The 21,958-nt window shown below is 45.1% G+C and carries 24 protein-coding genes; 14 read left to right on the top strand and 10 right to left on the bottom strand.

The genetic code is table 11. The features are described 5' to 3' along the window. Positions 1-85: 85 nt before the first annotated feature. Together AB7E53_RS02305 and AB7E53_RS02300 are read right to left on the bottom strand one after the other, a co-directional pair. Positions 86-988 (bottom strand): nucleotidyltransferase, encoded by a 903-nt coding sequence (locus AB7E53_RS02305; protein ID WP_179399346.1) that lies wholly within the window; start codon positions 986-988, stop codon positions 86-88. A 126-nt stretch (positions 989-1,114) separates the two neighbouring features. Continuing rightward, on the bottom strand, positions 1,115-2,605 hold the full coding sequence (locus AB7E53_RS02300; protein ID WP_371688886.1) for an alpha-N-arabinofuranosidase: 1,491 nt from the start codon (positions 2,603-2,605) through the stop codon (positions 1,115-1,117). A gap of 184 nt (positions 2,606-2,789) precedes the next feature. On the opposite strand from AB7E53_RS02300, the gene AB7E53_RS02295 reads away from it, so the two are divergent. The 4 genes from AB7E53_RS02295 (at position 2,790) to AB7E53_RS02280 (ending at position 6,523) form a co-directional block, all read left to right on the top strand. After that, a complete protein-coding gene (locus tag AB7E53_RS02295; RefSeq protein WP_245832486.1) occupies positions 2,790-3,440 on the top strand; it encodes a peptidylprolyl isomerase in 651 nt (216 codons plus the stop codon). Between the two features lie 15 nt (positions 3,441-3,455). Continuing rightward, positions 3,456-4,220, top strand: coding sequence for a peptidylprolyl isomerase (locus AB7E53_RS02290; RefSeq protein WP_179399343.1), 765 nt, complete (start codon positions 3,456-3,458; stop codon positions 4,218-4,220). Between the two features lie 17 nt (positions 4,221-4,237). After that, positions 4,238-5,608 carry an MATE family efflux transporter gene (locus AB7E53_RS02285; protein WP_446773958.1) on the top strand — a complete coding sequence of 457 codons (1,371 nt, stop codon included), beginning with the start codon at positions 4,238-4,240 and terminating at the stop codon, positions 5,606-5,608. A 462-nt stretch (positions 5,609-6,070) separates the two neighbouring features. Continuing rightward, positions 6,071-6,523: a cupin domain-containing protein gene (locus tag AB7E53_RS02280; RefSeq protein WP_446773933.1), complete on the top strand. Its 453-nt coding sequence runs from the start codon at positions 6,071-6,073 to the stop codon at positions 6,521-6,523. A 112-nt stretch (positions 6,524-6,635) separates the two neighbouring features. Here the strand turns inward: AB7E53_RS02280 and AB7E53_RS02275 are convergent, their stop codons facing one another. The 5 genes from AB7E53_RS02275 to AB7E53_RS02255 form a co-directional block, all read right to left on the bottom strand. Beyond that, positions 6,636-8,009 carry a CHC2 zinc finger domain-containing protein gene (locus AB7E53_RS02275; RefSeq protein ID WP_446773931.1) on the bottom strand — a complete coding sequence of 458 codons (1,374 nt, stop codon included), beginning with the start codon at positions 8,007-8,009 and terminating at the stop codon, positions 6,636-6,638. 1 nt (position 8,010) lies between these two features. Further along, complete coding sequence (locus AB7E53_RS02270) at positions 8,011-9,375, bottom strand: replicative DNA helicase (RefSeq protein ID WP_446773929.1); 1,365 nt, start codon at positions 9,373-9,375, stop codon at positions 8,011-8,013. After that, positions 9,372-9,878, bottom strand: a complete 507-nt coding sequence (locus tag AB7E53_RS02265; RefSeq protein ID WP_446773927.1) for a hypothetical protein — start codon at positions 9,876-9,878, stop codon at positions 9,372-9,374. The genes AB7E53_RS02270 and AB7E53_RS02265 overlap by 4 nt, the downstream gene beginning before the upstream one ends. Before the next feature lie 324 nt (positions 9,879-10,202). Beyond that, a complete protein-coding gene (locus AB7E53_RS02260; protein WP_446773925.1) occupies positions 10,203-10,820 on the bottom strand; it encodes a hypothetical protein in 618 nt (205 codons plus the stop codon). Between the two features lie 219 nt (positions 10,821-11,039). Beyond that, complete coding sequence (locus AB7E53_RS02255) at positions 11,040-11,258, bottom strand: DUF4248 domain-containing protein (RefSeq protein WP_420814886.1); 219 nt, start codon at positions 11,256-11,258, stop codon at positions 11,040-11,042. Between the two features lie 259 nt (positions 11,259-11,517). On the opposite strand from AB7E53_RS02255, the gene AB7E53_RS02250 reads away from it, so the two are divergent. From AB7E53_RS02250 to AB7E53_RS02230, 5 genes are all read left to right on the top strand, one after another. Beyond that, positions 11,518-11,955, top strand: a complete 438-nt coding sequence (locus tag AB7E53_RS02250) for an HU family DNA-binding protein (RefSeq protein ID WP_446773923.1) — start codon at positions 11,518-11,520, stop codon at positions 11,953-11,955. A gap of 82 nt (positions 11,956-12,037) precedes the next feature. Beyond that, positions 12,038-12,505: a glucosaminidase domain-containing protein gene (locus AB7E53_RS02245; RefSeq protein WP_446773921.1), complete on the top strand. Its 468-nt coding sequence runs from the start codon at positions 12,038-12,040 to the stop codon at positions 12,503-12,505. A gap of 90 nt (positions 12,506-12,595) precedes the next feature. Then, entirely contained in the window at positions 12,596-12,859 is a 264-nt protein-coding gene (locus tag AB7E53_RS02240) for a hypothetical protein (RefSeq protein ID WP_446773919.1), read from the top strand. A gap of 176 nt (positions 12,860-13,035) precedes the next feature. Beyond that, positions 13,036-14,313 carry a DNA (cytosine-5-)-methyltransferase gene (gene dcm / locus AB7E53_RS02235; protein WP_446773917.1) on the top strand — a complete coding sequence of 426 codons (1,278 nt, stop codon included), beginning with the start codon at positions 13,036-13,038 and terminating at the stop codon, positions 14,311-14,313. Then, positions 14,310-15,479, top strand: coding sequence for a type II restriction endonuclease (locus tag AB7E53_RS02230; RefSeq protein WP_446773915.1), 1,170 nt, complete (start codon positions 14,310-14,312; stop codon positions 15,477-15,479). The genes dcm and AB7E53_RS02230 overlap by 4 nt, the downstream gene beginning before the upstream one ends. A gap of 2 nt (positions 15,480-15,481) precedes the next feature. On the opposite strand, the gene AB7E53_RS02225 is transcribed toward AB7E53_RS02230, so the two are convergent. Together AB7E53_RS02225 and AB7E53_RS02220 are read right to left on the bottom strand one after the other, a co-directional pair. Continuing rightward, entirely contained in the window at positions 15,482-15,928 is a 447-nt protein-coding gene (locus AB7E53_RS02225; protein ID WP_446773913.1) for a very short patch repair endonuclease, read from the bottom strand. A 250-nt stretch (positions 15,929-16,178) separates the two neighbouring features. Then, positions 16,179-16,583 (bottom strand): hypothetical protein, encoded by a 405-nt coding sequence (locus AB7E53_RS02220; protein ID WP_446773911.1) that lies wholly within the window; start codon positions 16,581-16,583, stop codon positions 16,179-16,181. Positions 16,584-16,803: 220 nt separating this feature from the next. Here AB7E53_RS02220 and AB7E53_RS02215 point away from each other — a divergent pair, with 220 nt between their 5' ends. From AB7E53_RS02215 to AB7E53_RS02205, 3 genes are all read left to right on the top strand, one after another. After that, complete coding sequence (locus AB7E53_RS02215) at positions 16,804-17,100, top strand: helix-turn-helix domain-containing protein (protein WP_446773909.1); 297 nt, start codon at positions 16,804-16,806, stop codon at positions 17,098-17,100. Positions 17,101-17,214: 114 nt separating this feature from the next. After that, the gene (locus tag AB7E53_RS02210) at positions 17,215-18,114 is read left to right on the top strand and encodes a cation diffusion facilitator family transporter (RefSeq protein ID WP_446773907.1); all 900 of its coding nucleotides are present in this window, start codon (positions 17,215-17,217) and stop codon (positions 18,112-18,114) included. Positions 18,115-18,176: 62 nt separating this feature from the next. Beyond that, complete coding sequence (locus AB7E53_RS02205; RefSeq protein ID WP_446771495.1) at positions 18,177-19,841, top strand: alanine/glycine:cation symporter family protein; 1,665 nt, start codon at positions 18,177-18,179, stop codon at positions 19,839-19,841. Positions 19,842-19,854: 13 nt separating this feature from the next. Here the strand turns inward: AB7E53_RS02205 and AB7E53_RS02200 are convergent, their stop codons facing one another. Beyond that, positions 19,855-20,448 carry a pentapeptide repeat-containing protein gene (locus AB7E53_RS02200; RefSeq protein ID WP_446773905.1) on the bottom strand — a complete coding sequence of 198 codons (594 nt, stop codon included), beginning with the start codon at positions 20,446-20,448 and terminating at the stop codon, positions 19,855-19,857. Between the two features lie 78 nt (positions 20,449-20,526). Between AB7E53_RS02200 and AB7E53_RS02195 the strand changes: the two genes are divergently transcribed. Together AB7E53_RS02195 and AB7E53_RS02190 are read left to right on the top strand one after the other, a co-directional pair. Beyond that, positions 20,527-21,429, top strand: a complete 903-nt coding sequence (locus tag AB7E53_RS02195) for a hypothetical protein (protein WP_068178214.1) — start codon at positions 20,527-20,529, stop codon at positions 21,427-21,429. Continuing rightward, a partial coding sequence (locus AB7E53_RS02190; protein WP_446773903.1) for an ABC transporter permease occupies positions 21,417-21,958 on the top strand: 542 nt, incomplete at its 3' end. The genes AB7E53_RS02195 and AB7E53_RS02190, both read left to right, overlap by 13 nt.

The raw sequence follows: 21,958 nt of genomic DNA, 5'->3' as shown, positions 1-21,958 counted from the left end.
ATGGATAGTTGCAATAGAAACAGATAAAAAAGGTCCTGCTCTTTCCAAAAAGAAAGCAGCAGGACCTTGTATGTCATCCTCCTTATCAGAATAACTTGGCTGGATATTCGCCGGCTTCTACCAAAGCTGCGATTTTATCGACCACACTCTGACGGTCCTCCGCGTAAGTTACACCAAACCACTTTGATGTAGTATCAAGTACCTTTACTGTAGCAGTACCATTGTTAACAAGCTCATTAACCATCAATGGAATAAAGTACTCACTCTTGAGGTTGCTCATGTTTTTAGTAAGGAATTCTGCAAAGTAATCTTCAGAATATTTAAAATAATCGGGTGTGAAGCCCCACATATTCATGGACACCGGGGTGTTATCATCGATAGTCACCACCTGATTGTTCTCATCCTTAAACTGAACCTTACCGTCGATACGTTCGATGGCTGTACGTTCTACCACAGTGGTAAGGAAACCTTCGGCATTGGTTCCGCAAACACCGCGTGCCACAGATCCACTCTCGCTCAGGGTATTACCAACACGGTAACCCACCATGCAATACTCGTTCTGTTTTCCGTACATAGCGGTAAGCTCTTTTCCAAGCACGGCAAAACTATCGCGACCGTAGAAATCGTCGGCATTGATTACAGCAAAAGGTTCTTTAATCACATCCTTGCCCATCAGTACGGCATGATTGGTACCCCATGGTTTTTCGCGGCCTTCGGGACAAGTAAAACCTGCAGGCAGGTTATCCAGTTCCTGAAATACCACTTCAACAGGAATATGATTTTCGTATTTTGAAATAATTTTCTCACGAAAATCCTTTTCAAATGTTTTACGGATTACGAACACCAATTTTCCGAATCCTCCGCGAATTGCATCATAAATTGAGTAATCCATGATTGTTTCACCATTAGGACCCAGTCCGTCCAACTGTTTTAATCCGCCGTAGCGGCTACCCATTCCGGCAGCAAGTACAAATAAAGTAGGTTTCATTGAAATATTTTTAAATAATGTTACGTTTAAGATTCCCGCTACAAAGGTAAACAAAAATTAGTTTTTATACCTTTTAACATGCTTTTTATTAGAAACCTCTGCCGTATCCTTACAAAACCCGTGTGTCTACTTAACTTCCAGTGTTATTATGGAAGCAGCCGGAATTACCACGTTCAGTGCGCCGTTCTGTATTTTGGCTCCGTTAAAATCCTTCAGCTGCACATTGTCCGGCTGTTCAAATGTATTGCAGGCGGTGATGCTGCTTGCAGAAAGAATACGGCCGCTCACTGCCTTGAGCGGGGTGTTCTGCAGATTTACGCTCACCTGGTGTGACTGGGCCGCATCTATGTTGGCGATGGAGATATGGATCTTTCCCGACTTATCCCTCGATGCCGTTGCACTTAATAAAGGCACCTCGCGGTTGTCGCGCACCGGCATCTTCTCGCACATCAGATCCATAGGCAGGAAAGTAGATTCCTGGTGCACCCGGTACATTTCAAACACGTAATAGGTTGGCGTAAGCACCATCTGTTTTCCTTTGGTAAGGATCATGGACTGTAAAACATTCACAATCTGTGCAATGTTGGTCATCTTCACCCGATCGGTATATTTATGGAATACATTCAGCGTAAGTGCTGCAACCATGGCATCACGCAGGGTGTTTTGCTGGAAAAGATGTCCTCTGGTAGTTCCCGGCTCTTCGTCCCACCAGGTACCCCACTCATCCACCATCAGCGCCACCTTCTTCTGTGGATCGTATTTATCCATGATGGAGATATGTTTACGCATCACCTCTTCTATCTCGAGGCATTTGCCCATGGTCCAGTAAAAATCGTCGGTATCGAAACCTGTGGCAGAACCTTTGCTTCCGTCCCATCCGGTTACCGTATAATAATGAAGCGACAGACCATCCATACGGCCTCCCACCTGTTTCATTAATGTTTCCGTCCAGTTATAATCGTAATCGCTGGCTCCGCTGGCAATCTTGAACAGCTGGTTTCCGTCGTAATTGCGGCAATAGGTTGCATAACGGCGGTACAGATCGGAGTAATATTCCGGACGCATGCTGCCGCCACATCCCCAGCTTTCGTTCCCTACTCCCCAGAACTTCACTTTCCATGCCTTGTCCCTACCGTTCTTCCTGCGCAGGTTGGCCATGGGGCTGTCGCCTTCCGAAGTGATATATTCCACCCACTTGGCCATCTCCTCAACGCTTCCGCTGCCTACATTGGCACTCACATAAGGTTCGCATCCCAGCAATTCGCACAGATTGAGGAATTCGTGTGTCCCGAAGCTGTTGTCTTCCACTGTTCCGCCCCAATTGTTATTGACCATCTTGGGCCTGTTTTGCTGCGGACCGATACCATCCATCCAGTGATACTCGTCGGCAAAGCATCCGCCGGGCCAGCGCAGGTTGGGAATCTGGAGCCGCTTCAGTGCGTTGAGCACATCGGTACGGTATCCGTCGGTATTAGGTATATCCGAGTTCTTGCCAACCCACAAACCTCCGTAGATGCATGAACCCAGATGTTCGGCAAACTGGCCGTAAATATGTTTACTGATGGTTTGTTTTCCCTGTGCAGGATAAATACGGATGGCCGATTGGTGTTGAGCCATCAAAGGGAGCGTTGCTGCTATAAACAACGCGGTAAATAGTTTTCTCATAAAACAAATAATTCTTTTTTTAGTGGTTTCAGTCACAAACATAGTTAATATATTTTATTCATTCGGTGTAATCGAATACAAATAATTATCTTTGTTAGCAAAAATACGCAAAACGATGAATAGGATAGTAGCTGCTATGTTTTTATGTTTTTCTTTCTTAAGTGTTTACACGCTTTGGGGACAAGAAAAAGAGACCTTGGTGCTGATTGATACCGATATGGGTAAAATAAAAGTGAAACTGTATAATGAAACACCTCAGCATCGGGATAATTTCATTAAACTGATAAATGAAGGACGTTACGACGGACTTATATTTCACCGTATCATCAAACAATTCATGGTTCAGGGAGGTGATGTAACCTCGAAAGACGCTCCTATCGACAAACCTTTGGGCGATGGCGACCTGGGTTATACCGTTCCGGCAGAAATCGTTTATCCTAAATATTTCCATAAAAGAGGTGCTTTATGTGCCGCACGTACCGGCGACGATACCAATCCGGAACGTGCCTCGTCGGCTACCCAATTCTATATCGTGACCGGAAAATTCTTTACAGACATGGAACTGGACAAAAAAGAGGTCGAAGAGGGAATAAAATACACCCCCGAACAGCGTGAAGCCTATAAAATTCAGGGAGGTGCGCCTCATCTGGATAACAAATACACGGTCTTCGGCGAGGTGGTGAAGGGACAGGATGTGGTGGACAAGATGCACCTGGTTGCCACCAACGATAAAGATCGTCCGTTGAAAAATATCAAAATCAAATCAATGAAAGTTGTAACTAAATAAATATACGAACAGACAATGGAACAAAAAACAACCGAGACACAGGTTCGGATGCAAACGAATCTGGGTACGATTACACTCAAATTATACAACGAAACGCCTCTTCACCGCGATAATTTCATCAAACTGGTAAAAGACGGACAGTATGAAGGGCTGCTTTTCCACCGGGTAATCAACGAATTTATGATTCAGGGAGGTGATGTTACGTCTAAAAACGCACCGTTAAACAAACAGCTGGGTGCCGGAGATCTGGGCTATACCGTTCCGGCCGAATTTGTATACCCCCGCTATTTCCATAAACGTGGAGCATTATGCGCTGCCCGTACCGGCGACGACAGCAATCCGGAGAAGGCCTCTTCGGCATCGCAGTTCTACATCGTTACCGGAAAGGTATATTCGGAAGGTGAAATCAAACAGCTGGAAAAGCAAAAGGAAAGCCGCCTGAAACAGGCTATTTTCAACCGCCTGCAGAACGAAAATAAAACTACAATCATGCAGTATTATAAGTCGGGAGACAAAGACAGTCTGGCCATCATGCGCGATACACTGATCGGTAAAACTGAGATTGAGACAGAGAAGCGCAAGGAAGAGACCAAGCTTACCGCCCAGCAGCGTGAGGCCTATACCACCGTTGGCGGCGTGCCCTTTCTGGACAACGAATACACTGTATACGGCGAGGTGACCGAAGGAATTGAAATTGTGGATAAAATTCAGAAAGTGAAGACAAATTCGTCGGACCGTCCCCTGGAGAATATCGTAATCGAATCTATGCAAATCATATAAAACAGACAATCTTGAACATTACAAACAGGCTGCCTGCTAACTACAGGCAGCATTACTTACATACCATTAAATTAGGAATCCCCATCATGCTTGGTCAGTTGGGGATTATTCTTGTAGGCTTTGCCGATAACATCATGGTAGGTCAGCACAGTGCCGACGAGCTTGCAGCGGCCTCCTTTGTGAACAATTTCTTTAACCTGGCCTTTATCTTCGGCATGGGATTTGCCTACGGACTTACACCCATCATAGGCGAACTGTTTTCCAAAGGGGCACACGACAAGGCTGCCGAAACATTCAAGAACAGCCTCCTTGTAAACCTCGTTGTTGGATTACTGATAGGTCTCTGTATGTTGGTGTTGCTCCTAAACATCGACCTGCTGGGTCAGCCGGAAGAGCTGATGCCCTACATCATTCCCTATTATATATTGCAGCTTGTATCCGTTCTGTTCGTGATGCTGTTCAATTCATTCAAACAGTTTTGCGACGGTGTAACCGATACGATGACCCCCATGTGGATTATGCTGGGCAGCAACGTGCTTAATATAATAGGAAACTACATCCTGATATACGGACACTTCGGAGCACCCGAAATGGGACTAACCGGAGCCGGTCTGTCTACCCTGATAAGCCGTATCGCAGCTATTCTTGTTTTTGTATACATTTTTGCCAGACATCCGCGTTTTGCCAAATTCAGGAATGGATTTAAATCCGGGATAATAAATAAGGCAAGCATCAGCCGGCTGTATCGCCTCGGATTTCCCGTAGCCCTGCAACTGGGCGTGGAAGCTGCCTCCTTCAGCCTCAGTGTAATCATGATGGGCTGGTTGGGTAAGACTGCCCTGGCAGCCCATCAGGTGGTGGGTGTGGTAACCACACTTGGCTTTATGATCTATTACGGTATAGGCGCTGCCGTAACGATACGGGTGAGTAACTTCAGGGGACAAGACGACTGGAAGAGCGTGCGGCTGGCCTCGTTTGCCGGTCTGCATCTGATACTCTTTACCGCCCTGTTGGTAGTGATATTCCTTTACGCCGTACGCAATGTGATAGGCTACCTCTTTACTCCAGAAGCAGAGGTTGCCCAACTTACCGCCCTTTTAATGTATCCGGTTATCCTCTATCAGCTGGGCGACGGACTTCAAATTTTATTTGCCAACGCCTTGCGTGGAATTGCAGATGTAAAATATATGGCGTGGATGGCCTTTATTTGCCATGTGTGCATCTCGCTGCCTCTGGGGTACTTCTGTGGATTTGTACTCGGCTTCGGAGCCTTGGGAGTTTGGAGCGGATTCCCCATAAGCCTCTCACTGTTAGGCATCCTTCTTTGGATCCATTTCAACAAACGAACCAAAGGCAGAGCGGAGCGTTCTGTACATGCAAGACTTTAGCCTGTCGAGCCTTAAGATAATTATTAATATACGAAATATGTTTCACAACATGAATGGATAACTTGCAGGTAAAAGAATTTATTATACCTTTGCAAAAGTTTGTTAAATGTAGGGTTTAATAAACAATATGTAGTTTGTAGAATATATTTTATGATTAATGTGGTAATTGAAATATAGTATTTTTTGATTACAAAACTTTGATAATCTATTAGGATGAATGCTATTGTATAAAAACGGTTTTGTTAAGTAATAATTTTGATTAATTTTTAAATCCGCATTTAGCGGTGGTTAGAAAACAAGATGCCCCACTCGTGAGAATGGGGCATTTTTTTATCTCTTTAATAGCCTGAAGTTCTTGTTTTTTAGATTCTCAAACAATACATTTGCATATACGGAAAAACCTGTCACGGGAGGTGACTTTCTACCGATTTGAGTTTTCAGAATCATTTAATGAACAGAATTATGAAACAGATTGAAAAGATTGCAACAGCCGAAAATTTCACCGCGGTGAATATTGGCAACTTGAGCGAATTGGGCGAATATGTACTGCAATTTGGTCCCGAAATCAAGATTCCGGGCAAAATATTTGGAGGAACTGCCTTACACACCACAGGAGGCGAATTCTCCTTCCAGCTTTTTCAGCCGGGCACCGAAACCGGATTTCTGCACTCACACAAAAAACACGAAGAACTTTATTTCTTTCTTGCAGGTAATGGCGAGTTTCAGGTAGACGGAGAGATAATTCCAGTAAAGGAAGGTTCTGTGGTACGCGTTGCCCCCGAGGGGATACGCGCAGTACGCAACAACGGCGACACGCCATTGATCATGCTTTGCGTACAATACCTTGCCGATTCATTCTCCACCCAAGACACATTGGACGGAGTTATTCTAAATACCCCCGTAAAGTGGGAATAACCAAGAAACAATACGTAAAAGATACCTCACAAAAACAAAGTGGGTGTTGCATTATATAGCGACATCCACTTTGTCAATACTCTGAAAGTCTTCCAATAATCATTTGCATCATTTAGCCAGAGGCAGAGAATCCCAACACGGTACCGGGACGGTTCAACTGCTTTGATATCTCGCGCAACCGGCGGCAGGTGTCCATCAGCTCGCTTTGCAGCGCCACACTTCCGGCATCCGTTGTGTCAACAAACAACTGAGTTCGTAAGGATGTAATCCGTCCAATCAATTCGGATTCCGTTTCCATCAATCTGGGTCTGTCGGCCCCTGCGCCCAAAGGAATCAAGGCAGTGTCGTCGGGCACAGATTCCTGCAAATTGGTTTCGGAAGAGACAAATTCGGATGTGCTAACCTGGGAGGAGACTGCTTTGGCAGATGCAGCATCAGGACATTCGCGAAGAATGGCTCGCAACCCCTCTTTGCCGTGTTTTCGGAACAGCGAATCGGGATCTTCGCCATCTGGTAACTGCATCACCATCACATGCACCCCCACAGCCTTCAGTTTGGCAGCAGCTTTGGCGGCACCCCGCATTCCGGCCTCGTCCGGATCCAGTAACAATATCACTCTCTTGCAAAGCCCGGCGATAAGGCTGCACTGAAAATCACTCATGTCGCACCCCATCAACGCCACCGCATTACGATACCCGGCGGCATACATGGCAATGGCATCCTTCAGCCCCTCTGTAACCCAAACCATCCCCTCATTCAGAATGGAAGTCTCCGCCAGATGCAAACCATACAGCAGCTCCCTCTTCTTAAACAGTCCGTTGCTCTTGGTATTGATGTATTTGGGCGAATACCCTTCCGTGCAAGGACCTTCGCCCATTTTTCGGGCAGAAAATCCAACAAGCACACCCTGACGGTCGCGGATGGGAAACACAATCCGGTTCTTCATCGCCTTAAACTCCGGCGACTGATATCCACCCGACATCCCCACTTCAAAATCTACATACGCATACACCATTCCCTTGATTGGAGACATGTGTCCGTAAAGCGACTTCAGGAAACGTTCGTTCCTGTATATCGCATCCTTCCGTTCATTTTCGGTAAGCACCACCTCCTCTACCCCATGTGGCGTATGAAACCCGAGTCCGCTTCCCGACTCAACAGGAATGGCTGGATCCGTTGCCGGCGAAGGTTGACTTTGCGGAGCGATACCGGCGTGAAGGGCTAGCTTTTCGAGGGCTTCGGTAAAAGAGCACCCCTCAATTTCCTGCACAAAGCGAATCACATCGCCTGCCTCATGGCAGGAGAAACACTGGTAAAACTGCTTACCGTGATGCACGCTGAAGGAGGGATTTTTGTCGGGATGAAACGGACAAAGCCCCATACTGGATCCGCCCGATTTCTGTACCAGACGGACGTACCGCCCTATCACCTCTTCAATGCGCACCGCTTTCTTTACGGTTTCGGCACTGTATGAAAGCTTTCCCATACTATGCAAAACGTTTGTAATCGCTCAGTTTCGTAAAGGTTCGGTTAAAGCGGAAACGTGCCTGACCGGTACCACTGTTACGGCACTTCATCACCAGCAGCTTGGCCACACCTTCCAGCGAATCGCCATTCTCGTCTGTTGTAATGCCCTGCATATCGGGACGATGGATAAACACCACCGTATCGGCCACCTGCTCAATCACCCCCGAGTCGCGAAGGTCGGCCAACATGGGCAGACGCACCTTTTCGGATCGTCGCTCTACATCGCGGTTCATCTGCGAGAGCAGCAGCAAAGGGATATCGGCATCCACGGCAAGCTGTTTGAGGGCATTTGCATTGTCGCCCACTGCGTTCACCATGTTGTTGTGCCGTGCCGAATCGGTATTCATCAGGTGCAGGTAATCCACCACCACCATGCCACACCGGTCCCCGTTTACGGCAAGTAACACCTGGGCACGTATGTCTTCGGCACGGGGCGCACTGAGGTAGACAACAGACAGGGGCAGAGACACCAGCCGCTCGTTGATAAGGCGGTCCAGCTCGGACAACTCCGCCTCCGTCATCCCCGATTTACGCAGACTCTCGGGAGCAATATCCGTAAGGGCGGCAATAATACGGTTGGTCATCTGCGCCTCAGACATCTCGAGGGTGAAGAACATCACCGGAATACCTTGCATAGCCACCTGCAGGGCGATGTGTATGGCCAGAGCCGTTTTTCCGTACGACGGACGGGCACTGAGTACCGCAATCTCCCCTTTGTACAGTCCACCCGTAATATAATCGAACTCATACAATCCGGAGGAAACACCCAGCGAGGTAATACCTTCGCGAGCCATGTTGCGGTGCCGCTCCATCATCTCGCGGGCCAGATCAGCCACATGCTTTACCTTGGACTCGTCCACACCCTCACGCATCAGCAGTTGCAAAGCAGCCAGGCAATCGTTCAGCGCATCGCCAACCGGTACGGCGGCATTGGCAAGCTTGCCCTGCAGATCGAACAACAGCGAGTGACTCTTACGTCTCAGATACAGACTTTTAAGCTCTGCCACATAATCCATCACATTATCCACATGTCTTAGCCCCGTCATCGCCTCGCCCAGAACAGACAAACCGCCGTACTTTTTGAATAGCTTCGGATCGCGGGCCCTCATGGCCGCCGTAAGACTGAGGTGATCCATAGCCACCCCTTCGCCAAACAGGTGTGCGGCGGTGTCAAAAATAAATGCAAAAGCCTCGTTTACAAACATATCCGGCGTAACCTTGCCCACCATACGTCCGATAAGAGTAGGGTCGGTTACTACACTAAAGGCAATATACTGTTCCAGCGTGTGCTGGAAATCATCTTTAAAAATCTCGGTTGTATTCATCTGGACTGGCTGTTGTTATGGTCCGGTTCCGGAACAATGGTCGTAAATCGGTAAATGGAATAATCTTCTTTGCCGGCAAGGGCACCCCCTCCGGCACCCGCAGGCAATGCCTCCCCTTTGCTCCGCTCCTTGAAATTGGAGCGGGTAATGGCATCGTAAAAGGGTATTACGAAACGAGTGTGGCGAATGCCGGGAAAAATGCGCAGCAACCCGCGCTCTACCAGCGTGGAGGCACTTTTGCGGAAGGCATACATAGTAAGCCGAAGCACTCCCAGGGCATTGTTACGGGTAATTACCAGTTCGCCGGCACCGCAAGAGTACACCCGCTTGTTCAACCTTACACAACCGTTCCCGTAAAAACAGTAGGTAAGCATAAACAGATATACCCAGGCATGCTGCCGCTCCTCCTCGTTCTCGCCAAAAAGGGCGTTCAGCAAATAGCGGGGAATATTTATAAAGCCCCCCTTTACCAGGCTTTCCATCGAAAATGCATTCGCGTTCATCAATTCAGTCGTTTTTTATTAATAACATTTGGATTTAAAGCACTTCGTTTCTATTGTGGTCACCATACATCGCTGTATGGAAGCGGGGTTTGGGCAGGTTAGCAATTCCATGTCCATCACTCCTTATTAATATAGAAGGAAATTTAAATCTTTTTCAATCAAATATCCGGAAGATATCGTTCCGTCTTACCGTGCCCTCCGGCTCCGGCTTTTATTGTTGCAACGGGGACAAAACTAATACATGCCCGATACAGCTGCAAGGGAGGCTAGAAAATAGCCACACTCCGCACCGCATCGGGCATGTATCACGCGGGTTAACAAATATTAAGTCATGTTGTTTACGTTCGGAAACGACTTAATCTCCTCTATCATACCCTTTAACACCTCTACTACCTTATCTTTGGTAAGTTCCGGCATGAGGTCTATCAAGGTGGACGATTTTACATTAAACCCCAGAAAAAGGGCAGCCGATTTGCAGAAATCCACTTTCGAAATGCGGTTCATCCATCCCGACTGCATCAGTCCGAACAAAACAGCCAGTACCGATACGTTGGTAGTGCGCGACCGCTGCCTGCCTATAAAATACTCGTGGTCGCGGCGCACCACCATTACATTGGGCTTAAACCGGCGGCAAACTGCGGCATCTTCCTTACGCTGTTTCTCGTGTTGTGCCTCAAAATACCGAATCCGGAGGTAGCTTCCTTCCATGCGTTCGTTTACAAACGCACCGTAATGTTGCCAAAACTCTTCTTTGAACCGGGCATTGCCTCCCTGGGCGAAATCGGACGAACAACTAATGTATTCCAGCAATTCTGCAACAAGTGCGTACTCGTCCGCTCTTCCCCGAACGTTGTCGAGGTATACACTGAACACAAATTTTTTACTTCCGCAAAGTTGTTTCAACTTCTCGCGCATGGCTACGAATCTTTTAAATTTTCTCATTATAGTTTAATTAAACAGCCTATCCATTCAGCCTGTTATTGTATTTTTTTAACATGAAATACCCTTCCCCCAACCAGCCGGTAAGGAGTAAATAATAAACGAGCCGTCGCTACACTATAAACGAACCGTGCATTCACGGTAAACGAGTAATGGCATCACGGTAAACGAGCCGCGTTTATCTCAAAAAAGATGTATCTGATTGTATACCTTAGATTAGGTTTATGGGCAACCCAGGCAATCAAAAAGGATGGAAACCTGCCTTGGCGTTAACCTTCGTCCGCCTTTTTGCCATCCGTCCTGGTGTAAAAGGGAGAGTAACGTGGGATGCTTTGCCACCCAACTGCGAAGTTGGCGGGAAGCACCTGCAGGTGTAAGTTCCGGAGAATATAACTGTGCGAGCTGTGACCAGCCGTAACTTTTGATTGGTTGTTTTTCCATTAGCTTAGAGCTTTAAGGTATCATTATGTTCACTAAAAAAACAAAGATAATCTTTTACTTCCATATATGCAAACTATAAAGTACTTTTTATGTTTCAATAATATTCATTTACAAATACAATAAGGGTAATATCTGCACTTATTTGCACATACACGAACACTCATGAATATTGACTATCAGCGCCCTTACACCCTGTAGTATCTTTGTATTGTTACGTAACAAAACATTCATTTATTTAACATTTATAACATTTAATTTTATGAGTTTAAAGTATAGTATTGTAAAGAGAAAAGACATGTCTGCCAACGCTCCTGCCGATGCACGTTTGTTTTACGGACAGACCCGGGCAGCCAACAAAATCAGTTTTAACAAGCTTTGCGAAGCCGTGGCAAGCCACAGTACCGCCTCACGCGGTGATGTGATGCTGGTGATAGACGGACTGATCCATGTAATGATTGACAGGCTATCTGAAGGTGATGTTTTGAAACTTGATGGCTTCGGAAGCTTTCAGTTAATTGCCGGCAGTAAGGGCAGCAGCACGGCAGAGACCTTTAATACGTCCCTGTTCAAACGTGCTCGTATCGTGTTCCGCCCGGGTGTATTGCTGCGCGAGCTTACAAACAACGTGAAGTATGAGAAGCTGCAGACCACAACCGTAACCGTAACCGAAGATTGCGACAAAGAGCACGTTTATTAATCTTTATTTGTACTCCCGGATGCACGTTCCGGGGGTACAATTTTAATTTTAATCCCGCTAGTAAATTAAACAGGACAGGACGATGTTAAAAGAGATTTTTGTAAAGGAATATTACCCCATGGCCAAAGCCGCGGGCGAAAAATTTGGTATTAATCCGGTGGTGATACTGGCCCAGTGCGCCATAGAAAGCGGATGGGCCTCCAGTAACCTCACAAAGCTTGGGAACAACCTTTTTGGTATTTGCGCCTACGGAAGCAGCAACAACAATCCTTATTGGACCGGGGATAAAATACGGCTGAACGAAGGGGGGCTCAGCTTCAGGAGATATAACAACCGGGAGGATAGTTTTATGGATTTCGGCCGACTTATTCAAACGGGTTATCCCAATGCCGCGGGGGTTAGCCATTACGTATCTGCCTATGCCCAGGAGATAGCCTACAGCCGCTACATTAGCGAGGTAAACGGCGACAACCGGATGCAATACAAGAAGCTGATCATCCAGATTGCTGCCTCCATACAGAAGATACTCACCCTTCGGGAGGCAGAGTAGCAATTTCCAACTAATTATTTCAAAAACACTTCATTACAATATGGAGCAAAATAAAACAGAGTATAACAACATTAAAAACAAGAAAGTAAGATGAAACAAGTAAAAATGATTTTGGATTTTCTTTTGGTATTGGCAAGTTGCTTTTTTCGGAGCAAAAAGCAGCAATCAGGCAACCCACCAATACCTCCGCCTCCTGATTGTGCTGGCCATGCTGATGGGCGAAAAGGAAATTGCGCTGGGAGCACTGGGAATGCTGATCACCCTGTCTCAAAGCAATCCGCCGCCTCCACCCTGATGGGCTGGAGCCTTATCCTGGCAGCCGGATCCAGCCTACTCTACAGGCTACTGGTCTAAACAACAACAATCCCCCGGATCAAGCCCTCTGTCAAAAAACAGGACGTACCCCGGGGGATTGTTTTATTTAGCTTGGTAAAGCAACAAGTTTTTCATATTTATGCCCCAAGGCAGTTCCGAAAGTGTTATATTTGCTGCAATTACCCGAAATGAAGGTTGATTGTATAATTACACATATGAAGATAAGTTTAGAAAAGTTTCCAGAGAAAGTTTTTATTGGTGATATTGCAGGGAAGAAAATGAAAGTTCGTTTTTATGGTACAACATCGCTGGAGGATCAGCTAGCTGTTATAACCCATTATTTCCAAAATAAAGAAACTCCTGCAGAAAAGAGTTTTAAAGATGATGCAATTTCATCTATTCGTGAGATTGTTGAATATAAATTTCCGGAAGCCGATTTATCGTCCTTTGCTGCAGAAGATGCTTTACAATATGGATTGTTTCAAGACATATTTGACATTCCGTTTCCGGCACCAAAATCTCCTGAATTTACCTTTATAGATCTGTTTGCCGGAATGGGCGGATTCCGGCTTGCCATGCAAAAGCAAGGGGGAAAATGTGTTTTTTCTTCTGAATGGAATAAATATGCGCAGAAAACCTATTTAGCCAATTTCGGAGAAATGCCTTTCGGAGATATAACACTGGAGGAAACAAAAAAGTATATTCCTGATAATTTTGATGTTTTGTGTGCCGGATTTCCTTGTCAGCCATTTTCTATAGCTGGAATATCCAAGAAAAACAGTCTGGGACGCGAGCATGGTTTTCTTGATAAAACACAGGGGACTTTATTTTTTGATGTAGCTGATATTATTAATAAGAAAAGACCAAAGGCATTCTTTCTTGAAAATGTAAAGAATCTGCTGTCGCACGATAAAGGAAAGACTTTCAAAGTTATTTCTGAAACTTTAAAGGAGCTGAATTATTCCATATATTACAAGGTAATGGATGGTAAAGCCTTTGTTCCGCAACACAGAGAGCGTATCATGATCATTGGCTTTAATAATGACTACTTTAAAGGAAATGAAAATTTTAGCTTTCCTGAATTACCAGAGCCTTCGCGATGTGTAGCCGAGATACTTGATCCGGAGGTAGACGAAAAATACACTCTGTCAGACAAATTATGGTCTTATCTCAGAAACTATGCAGACAAACATAAAGAGAAAGGCAATGGATTTGGTTTTGGACTGGCTGATCTGAATGGAATTTCAAGAACTCTGAGTGCCCGCTACTATAAGGACGGGTCGGAAATTCTGATTCCACAAGGAGAAGGTATAAACCCAAGAAGACTTACTCCAAGAGAATGTGCAAGACTAATGGGATATGACGAAGCTTACATAATAAATGCCGTTTCCGATTTACAAGCCTACAGACAATGTGGAAACTCCGTTATTGTTCCTTTAATTACATCAGTATCAGAAAAATTAGTTGAATCTTTGTTAAATAAAAAACCATGACAAATTCTTTAGAGCAGGCAATTGCCGCCGTTAACCAATCTAAGACTGCTTTCTGTAAGTTTATTTCTGCAAATGATGCCGGAGCAACAGGTGCGCATCAGGAAGGTTTTTATATGCCCAAAAGCACAATAAGCCTCATGTTTGACAGTCCTGGGATAAAAGGAAGCAATAAAGAGCGTTTTGTCAGAATTAAATGGCATAACGATTTTACTACTGAGAGTCGTTTTATTTATTATGGCACCGGAACAAGAAATGAATATCGTCTGACACGTTTTGGGAAAGGATTTCCATTTTTTGAAGAAAACAATGTTGGTGATCTGCTGGTTCTGTGTCATATGAATGAAGATCAGTATGAAGGATATGTTCTTAGTTCGGACGAAGATATCGACGATTTCTTTGCTGCATTCAATATTACTTCTGAGAGCACAAACAAATTAATTGATAAGGATATAAAATACAATCCGGAAGACAAATTAAAAGCTCTGCTGGATTCTGTTGTGAATGGCGCTTCTGATTTTCTTTCTACATCCGAAATGGCAATGAACGCGCGGGATTGCTTTTTGGAAGCTTACAAAATAAAAAATGAAACAATCATCGAATCTCCGGATAGCCAGCTTTTAAAATGGCTTGACGCAGAATATGAACTTTTTAAGGCTTTTGAAATAAAGCTTTACAGCGAAAGAATCAAATCCCCTTTCACTTCCGTTGAAGAACTTATTGTCTATTCCAATTCAATTTTAAACAGAAGAAAGAGCAGGGCCGGCAAATCACTCGAGCATCATCTGGAAAAGATTTTCAGGGTAGCCGAACTTCGTTTTGAAACTCAGGTGGTAACAGAGGAAAATAAAAAACCTGACTTTATATTTCCTGACGGAACTTCATACCATAACTTTGAATTCCCTGCAGACAAATTAATCTGTCTCGGGGCCAAGACAACATGCAAGGACCGATGGCGGCAAGTAATAAACGAAGCAGACAGGATACCTGTCAAACATTTATTTACCTTACAGCAAGGGATCTCAAAAAATCAGCTTACCGAAATGTACAGCAATAATATAAAATTAGTTGTACCAAAGGCATATATCAATTCTTTTGACACATCATTCAGAGAAAGAATAATGTCATTGGAGACGTTCAATGCATTTGTCTGCGAAAAACAAAGATAGAATTACTTATTTGCGGCAGCTTGTTCAAGAACTATTTTGAACAAAGTGTTCTCCAATGCATACAACGTTTCTTTACGATGCTTGGGCTTTAGCTGACACTCCCAGACAACAAGTACTCTCCAGCCCATTTGCCTGAGCTGTGCGTACCCGGCATCGTCGCGGGCTTTGGTCTTATTAATTTTATTGCTCCACCATTCTGTGCGGGTTTCAGGCATCTTAAAATAGGGGCAGCCGGTATGTCCATGCCAAAAGCAACCATTAATAAATATAATGGTTTTAAGTTTACGTAATACAATATCAGGAGTGCCAGACAATGATTTTACATTGACACGGTAGCGAAATCCTTTACTGTAAAGGTATTTACGCACCAAAATTTCGGGTCTGGTATTCTTCCCTTTAATCCTGGACATATTGTAGCTGCGGGTAGCTTTGGTATGAACGTCGCTCATAAAATCTTTTGGCTAATTTAGTAATAAAAACTCTACGAACTTCAATAATTAGTATAAAAGATCACAAACCCGCCTGTTCTGCTTCGTATTTGTTTAAAGAATTAAAGTCATCAAAAATGGATTCGGTTGTATCGGTCCAGATGTATCTGGTTTCTGTACCTTCGGTAATAAGAACAGCATCATGTCTCGTTTCAAAATCACAAGCTTCCTGTGCAGAGGCGAAAATGGCTGCATGGTATATATTTTCAGTTCAGCATACAACCGGAAACGTTGTAGCAAAGCGTTGCTTATCTTTTGTTGAGATACAGATACCTCTAAAACCGGGCGAACATTTGTGACCTGTAATAGGCTCTGGCATTCCCAGACATATCCTATTCTGAGATTCGTATTTTCTTAGTTTCTCCCTGTTTTTGTGTATACTTCGCAAAGTATCCGACCAAACTAAACAGGTAGATTCACTACGTGTGATATGGTCAACTTCGGGTTTGTGTATATATTTCCACGCTTCGTCTTCCAAAAGAAAACGGACAGCACCAGACAGATCATTTGTCCAACCATAGGAAGGTGTTTCACTTAAAAAAAGAGTCTTATCTTCATTAGCAATAACAATGTAATAAGAAGATATTTGGGGTATAGCATCATTTAAATTTTCCATATCTTTACTAATACAGGTTGTTTATTCAAAACTTGATTCAGAAAAGTCAGCAATATATTTTATTGAATATATTACAAAGCTCAAATATAGCATATATAATATATTATTACAAGTTATTATATAAAAAAAGATATTTAAAGTTCATTATTATAACATTTAGCATGGTTATAGCAACGATAATCATTACTTTTACATTCTTAAGAGACAAAATGAGGAAACAATGGCAATCTATTTAAGGGAAATTTTAAAAGAACGGAATATTACCTTGGCTGCATTTTCGGATATGACAGGCATATCCCAGGCAAATCTCAGCAATATACTTAACAGGAAAATATCACCCACGCTGGAAACACTCGAACGCATAGCAACAGCATTGGAGTTGGATGTGGCTGATCTGTTCAGAAAAGATGAAGAGATGGAATTTATGGTTAAATACCTGGGTAAATATTATTCCATAACCAAAGGGGATGTTATCAGATTAATAAAAGATAAATACATCCTACCCGATTCTGAATAAAGGAAAAGTATTTATAATCGCCTCCTCAGGGGAGATCATTTACTTATTTATCCCTCTCCCATCGTAACAAAATGTTGGGGAAGGGTGTTTTATAGACTAAAGAATATAACGATCATGGGACACGATCATCATCATACACACGATACTTCGACCGGAAATATACGGGTTGCCTTTTTCTTGAATTTCATTTTTGCGATTATCGAACTTATTGGGGGTATTTACACCAACAGTGTTTCTATTCTGTCTGATGCGTTGCACGACTTTGGCGATTCCATTTCGCTGGGGGTTGCCTGGTATCTGCAGAAGGTGTCTGCACGGCGCAGCGACAGGTTTTACTCTTACGGCTACAAAAGGTTCTCGCTGATTGGGGCTATTTTTATATCGGTTGTTCTGCTGGCTGGTTCCGTAGTAGTGATCAAAGAGTGTATTGGTCGTATTATTGAACCTCAGATGCCCGATGCTGCCGGTATGTTTGTGCTGGCCATTCTGGGAATTATTGTAAACGGTGCGGCTGTGATTCGGTTAAAGAGGGGATCGTCGCTTAACGAACGGGCGGTTTCACTCCACATGATGGAGGATGTGCTGGGCTGGGTTGCCGTGCTTATCGTAAGTGTCGTGATGCATTTTGTGGAATGGCCTATTCTGGATCCGCTGCTTTCTATCGGAATAAGTATCTGGATTCTTACCAATGTGTACCGAAACCTGAAGGCTACCTTCCGTATTTTGCTTCAAAAGGTTCCTTCCGACGTGGACATAGAGCGACTGGAAGAGGAAATAAGGAGTACCGACCGGGTGTTGTCTATTCATGATGTGCATCTGTGGACGTTGGACGGCGAGGAGAATATTATGTCTCTGCATGCCGTTATTGCTCCGGAAACTACACTGGATGAGCAATATACGATCAAAACACAGATTAAATCGGTCTGCGCTTCGCATGGAATTGACCATGCCACCGTTGAATTCGAAACGGAGGAAGAGGCTTGTATGCAGACTAATTGCGGAACTTTTTACTAATTAACACAATTTCCACATTTTTTTGTATATTGCGAAAGTTTTTAAACAAAAACGATTGACTTATGCAAGAAATAGGCAGCTTTCTATCTCTTATAGATTCTTATATCGGGGGTTCGCAATGGTTTGTTTTGTTGTTGCTGGGAACCGGTTTTTTCTTTACGTTGTATCTTAAGTTTCCGCAGGTGCGGTTTTTTGGTCATGCCATCAAAGTGGTGTCGGGCAAATACGACCATCACCTGGACAAAGGGGATACGTCACATTTTCAATCGTTGGCCACGGCCTTGTCTGGCACGGTGGGTACCGGCAATATCGCCGGGGTGGCACTGGCTGTTCATTTGGGCGGACCGGCTGCTTTGTTCTGGATGTTTGTTTCGGCCTTTCTGGGGATGACTACCAAGATGGTGGAGGTTACGCTTTCGCATAAGTATCGCGAAACGACCGAGAAGGGATACATTTCCGGGGGACCTATGTACTACATGAAAAACCGTTTGCACATGCGCTGGTTAGCGGCCATTTTTGCACTGGCCACCATTTGCTCGTCTTTCGGTACAGGATGTCTGCCTCAGATTAACAGTATTTCCAATGCCATGTTTGCCGCTTTTGATATTCCGCTGTACGTTACAGGGGCTTTGCTTTCTGTGTTGCTGGGACTGATTATCATTGGAGGTATCACCCGCATTGCCAAAGTTACGGAGAAGCTGGTACCCTTTATGGCTGTCTTTTATTTTCTGGGAGCACTTAGCGTGGTCATTTACAATTACGAAAATATTATTCCATCGCTGGTGATGTTGTTCGATAACGTGTTGAACGGCTCTGCGGCTGCCGGTGGTTTTTTAGGTGCCGGAGTGGCGCTTGCCTTTAACCGGGGTGTAAACCGGGGACTTTTCTCCAATGAAGCGGGACAGGGATCGGCTGCTATCGCACACGCAGCGGCGAAGACCAAAGAGCCGGTTTCCGAAGGAATGGTTGCTTTACTAGAACCTTTTATCGACACCATTATTATTTGTATGCTAACAGGAATGGTATTGCTTACTTCCGGCACGTGGATGGAGAAGTACGAGAATAAGTTTCAGCAGGCCGACATGGTGTTGCTTGCCGGTACCTACAACGAGGCTGATCCTGCCCAGAAATTAGCTGTAGGGCAACACATCAAAGGCGAAAAGCTGTTGCCTTTGTACGATGGTAAGATTGTAGTAAAGGAGGGAAAGCTTACCACACCTGCCACTCTGATACATGCACGTTCGTTTGCCGAAGGGGTTCGTTTTATGCAGGGTAAGGCACTTTTTACCGGCGAACTTACTGTAAAGAAAGGCAAGATTGAACTTCCGGTCCTGAAAAGCTACCCTATCACGGTGTACGGAAAGTCGCTTCTGCACTCTGCCCCGCTTTCTACTGAAGCCTTTAAGCGGGGGTTCTTTGGAGAATGGGGACAGTTTATCATTCCTTTTTCATTGCTTATGTTTGCCTTTTCCACAGCCATTGCCTGGTCTTATTATGGCGACAGGGCAGTCACTTTTTTGTGGGGAAGCCGGTACGTGCCTGTATACCACGTTATTTATGTGCTGGGTTTCTTTTTGGCCTCGTTTACAGACACCACTCTTATCTGGATATTCTCCGGAGTAACCATCGCCTTGATGACATTACCCAATTTACTGGGTATTTTGTTGCTTCATAAAGAGGTGAAGCAGTCTGTTAATGAATATTGGAAGAAACAGACGGAGAAGTAACTCAAGCTCTCCGTTAGCTTACTTTTACACCAAAGCTGTCCAACAGTCCCAATACGGAAGGATAGCTGAAACGGGCTTTACGGAGGTTGTTTACCGTGGGATTGATGGAATAATTGAACGCCGTACGGAAGTCGGCCCCTCGCAGATCGGTCCGTTCGAAAACGGTCTGGTGCAGGTCGCATTGCAGGAAGCTGGCCTCGGCAAGGTTTGATTCGCTAAAGTTGGCTTCGCGAACGGAGCATTGGTCGAACACCGTTTTCTTGAGGTTTTTACGTATAAAGAAGGCATAATCAAGTACACACTGCCCGAAACGGACGGCAAAGAGAAAGTCGGAGCAGTCGGTAAAGTCGGTTCCCAGCAATTTACTGTTTTCGAAGCACACTCCCTTCAGTGCGGTGTTACCCAGCTTAATGTTGCTTAGGTTGCACGCCTCAAAGCGGCAATCAATAAAATTGCAGTCCAGCAGACTGGAGTTGCTGAAGTCGCACGCCAGAAAGGTACAATCCTGAAACTCCCTTCCAATCAGGCGGCTGTCGGTAAAGAGAAGCTTATCGTATACCTCGTCGGCATACCGCGTTTCATTAAATAAATCGGTCATCTTTGCCATCTGTTAGGTGGGCAAATTTAGGAGATAATTCTGAGCATACAACAATTATTTATACATTTGCAGTAAACTTCTGCAGTTATGAAGATTCCGGTATGTCTTTTACTTTGCCTTCTGTGCGCCTGTAATCCTGCACGAAAAGAGGATAATATAGTACGCGTTAAACTATTAAGGGGTCCATCGGCCATTGCTTTCGCCCAACTGATGGATACATCGGTAACGGTTAACGGCAAGTTGCTGCAGATCGAGGTGGTCGACTCGCCCGAGCTGATTCAGGCACATCTTATCAAAGGAGAAGCGGAGCTGGCTGTGCTGCCCATGTTAAGCGCAGTAAATCTGTACAACAAAGGGGTGAACTATCCATTACTTGGTTGTCCGCTGTGGGGTACATTGTATGTGGTGGGCAGAGATTCCACCTCCGGAGTGCTTCACCTCTTCGGGAGTGGGACCTCTCCCGATATTCTGACACGCTATTACCTGAACAATCACCCGGAATGGAAACCGGAACTCAATTATACCTTCGGCTCTGCAAGGGACCTTTTTACGGGGTTACTGTCCGGAACGGTCCAGACGGCGGTGCTCAGCGAGCCGTTTGTGAGCATGGCATTAAAGAAGGACAGCACTGTACGGCTTGTGGCCGACCTGAACCGTCCGGATCCGGATGCACAGGGATTTGCACAAACAGCTATCGTGCTTAGCGAAAGGGGTATGCAAATGCAGCCGACGCTTGATTCGTTGCTTCGTGCTTCGTGCCGCTTTGCCGTAGAACAACCCGATCAGGCGATACGTATCCTTGAGGAGAAGGGTATTTTCGCCAAGGGTATGCTTACCGAAAGCAGTATTCACCGTTGCCGCATCGACTATGTGCCTGCCTGCCGGGCCAAAGAGGCGGTACAGAATCTGCTTACAATTATATTGGCTTACGAACCGAAGGCTTTGGGCGGCAAGCTGCCCGATGATACATTCTTTTTATGCGAACACTGAAGAAGAGCATACGTACCTTGCTTTCCATCGGCATTTTATGTCTGGCATGGGAGGTGCTGGCGATAACGGCCAACAATCCTGCTTTGGTGCCGGGGTTGCCGGAGTTGTTTGTTGCCTTGGGTAAGCTGTGGGTAACTCCGGAGTTTTACCTGTCTGTACTGGCTACATTGGGCAGAGGTGTTGCAGGATTACTGGTTTCGGGGGTACTTGCCCTGTTGTTTGCGTTGTTGTTTGCCCGGCATGAACAATTATACGGGTTATTCAAACCGTTGCTCACCCTGATGCGGTCGGTTCCTGTTATCTCTTTTATTTTGCTTGCCTTGCTGTTTCTGCAGCCGGAGCAGATTCCTTTTATGATTGCCTTCCTTACCATGTTTCCGTTGCTGAGCGAGAATCTTACCAAGGGATTGCTGCACTTGCTTGCTCCGCTGTCGGTGATGGGTATGGTGTTCCATATGAACCGTACCAACCGGTTCACGCAGATTGTATATCCGCAGATTAAGCCTTTTCTTTTCAGTGGTTTGGCATC

Source organism: Macellibacteroides sp. (genome assembly GCF_050251695.1).
Taxonomy (GTDB): domain Bacteria; phylum Bacteroidota; class Bacteroidia; order Bacteroidales; family Tannerellaceae; genus Macellibacteroides; species Macellibacteroides fermentans.
The sequence above is the reverse complement of the archived record's forward strand: the minus strand, read 5'-3'. Positions and strand labels throughout refer to the sequence as shown.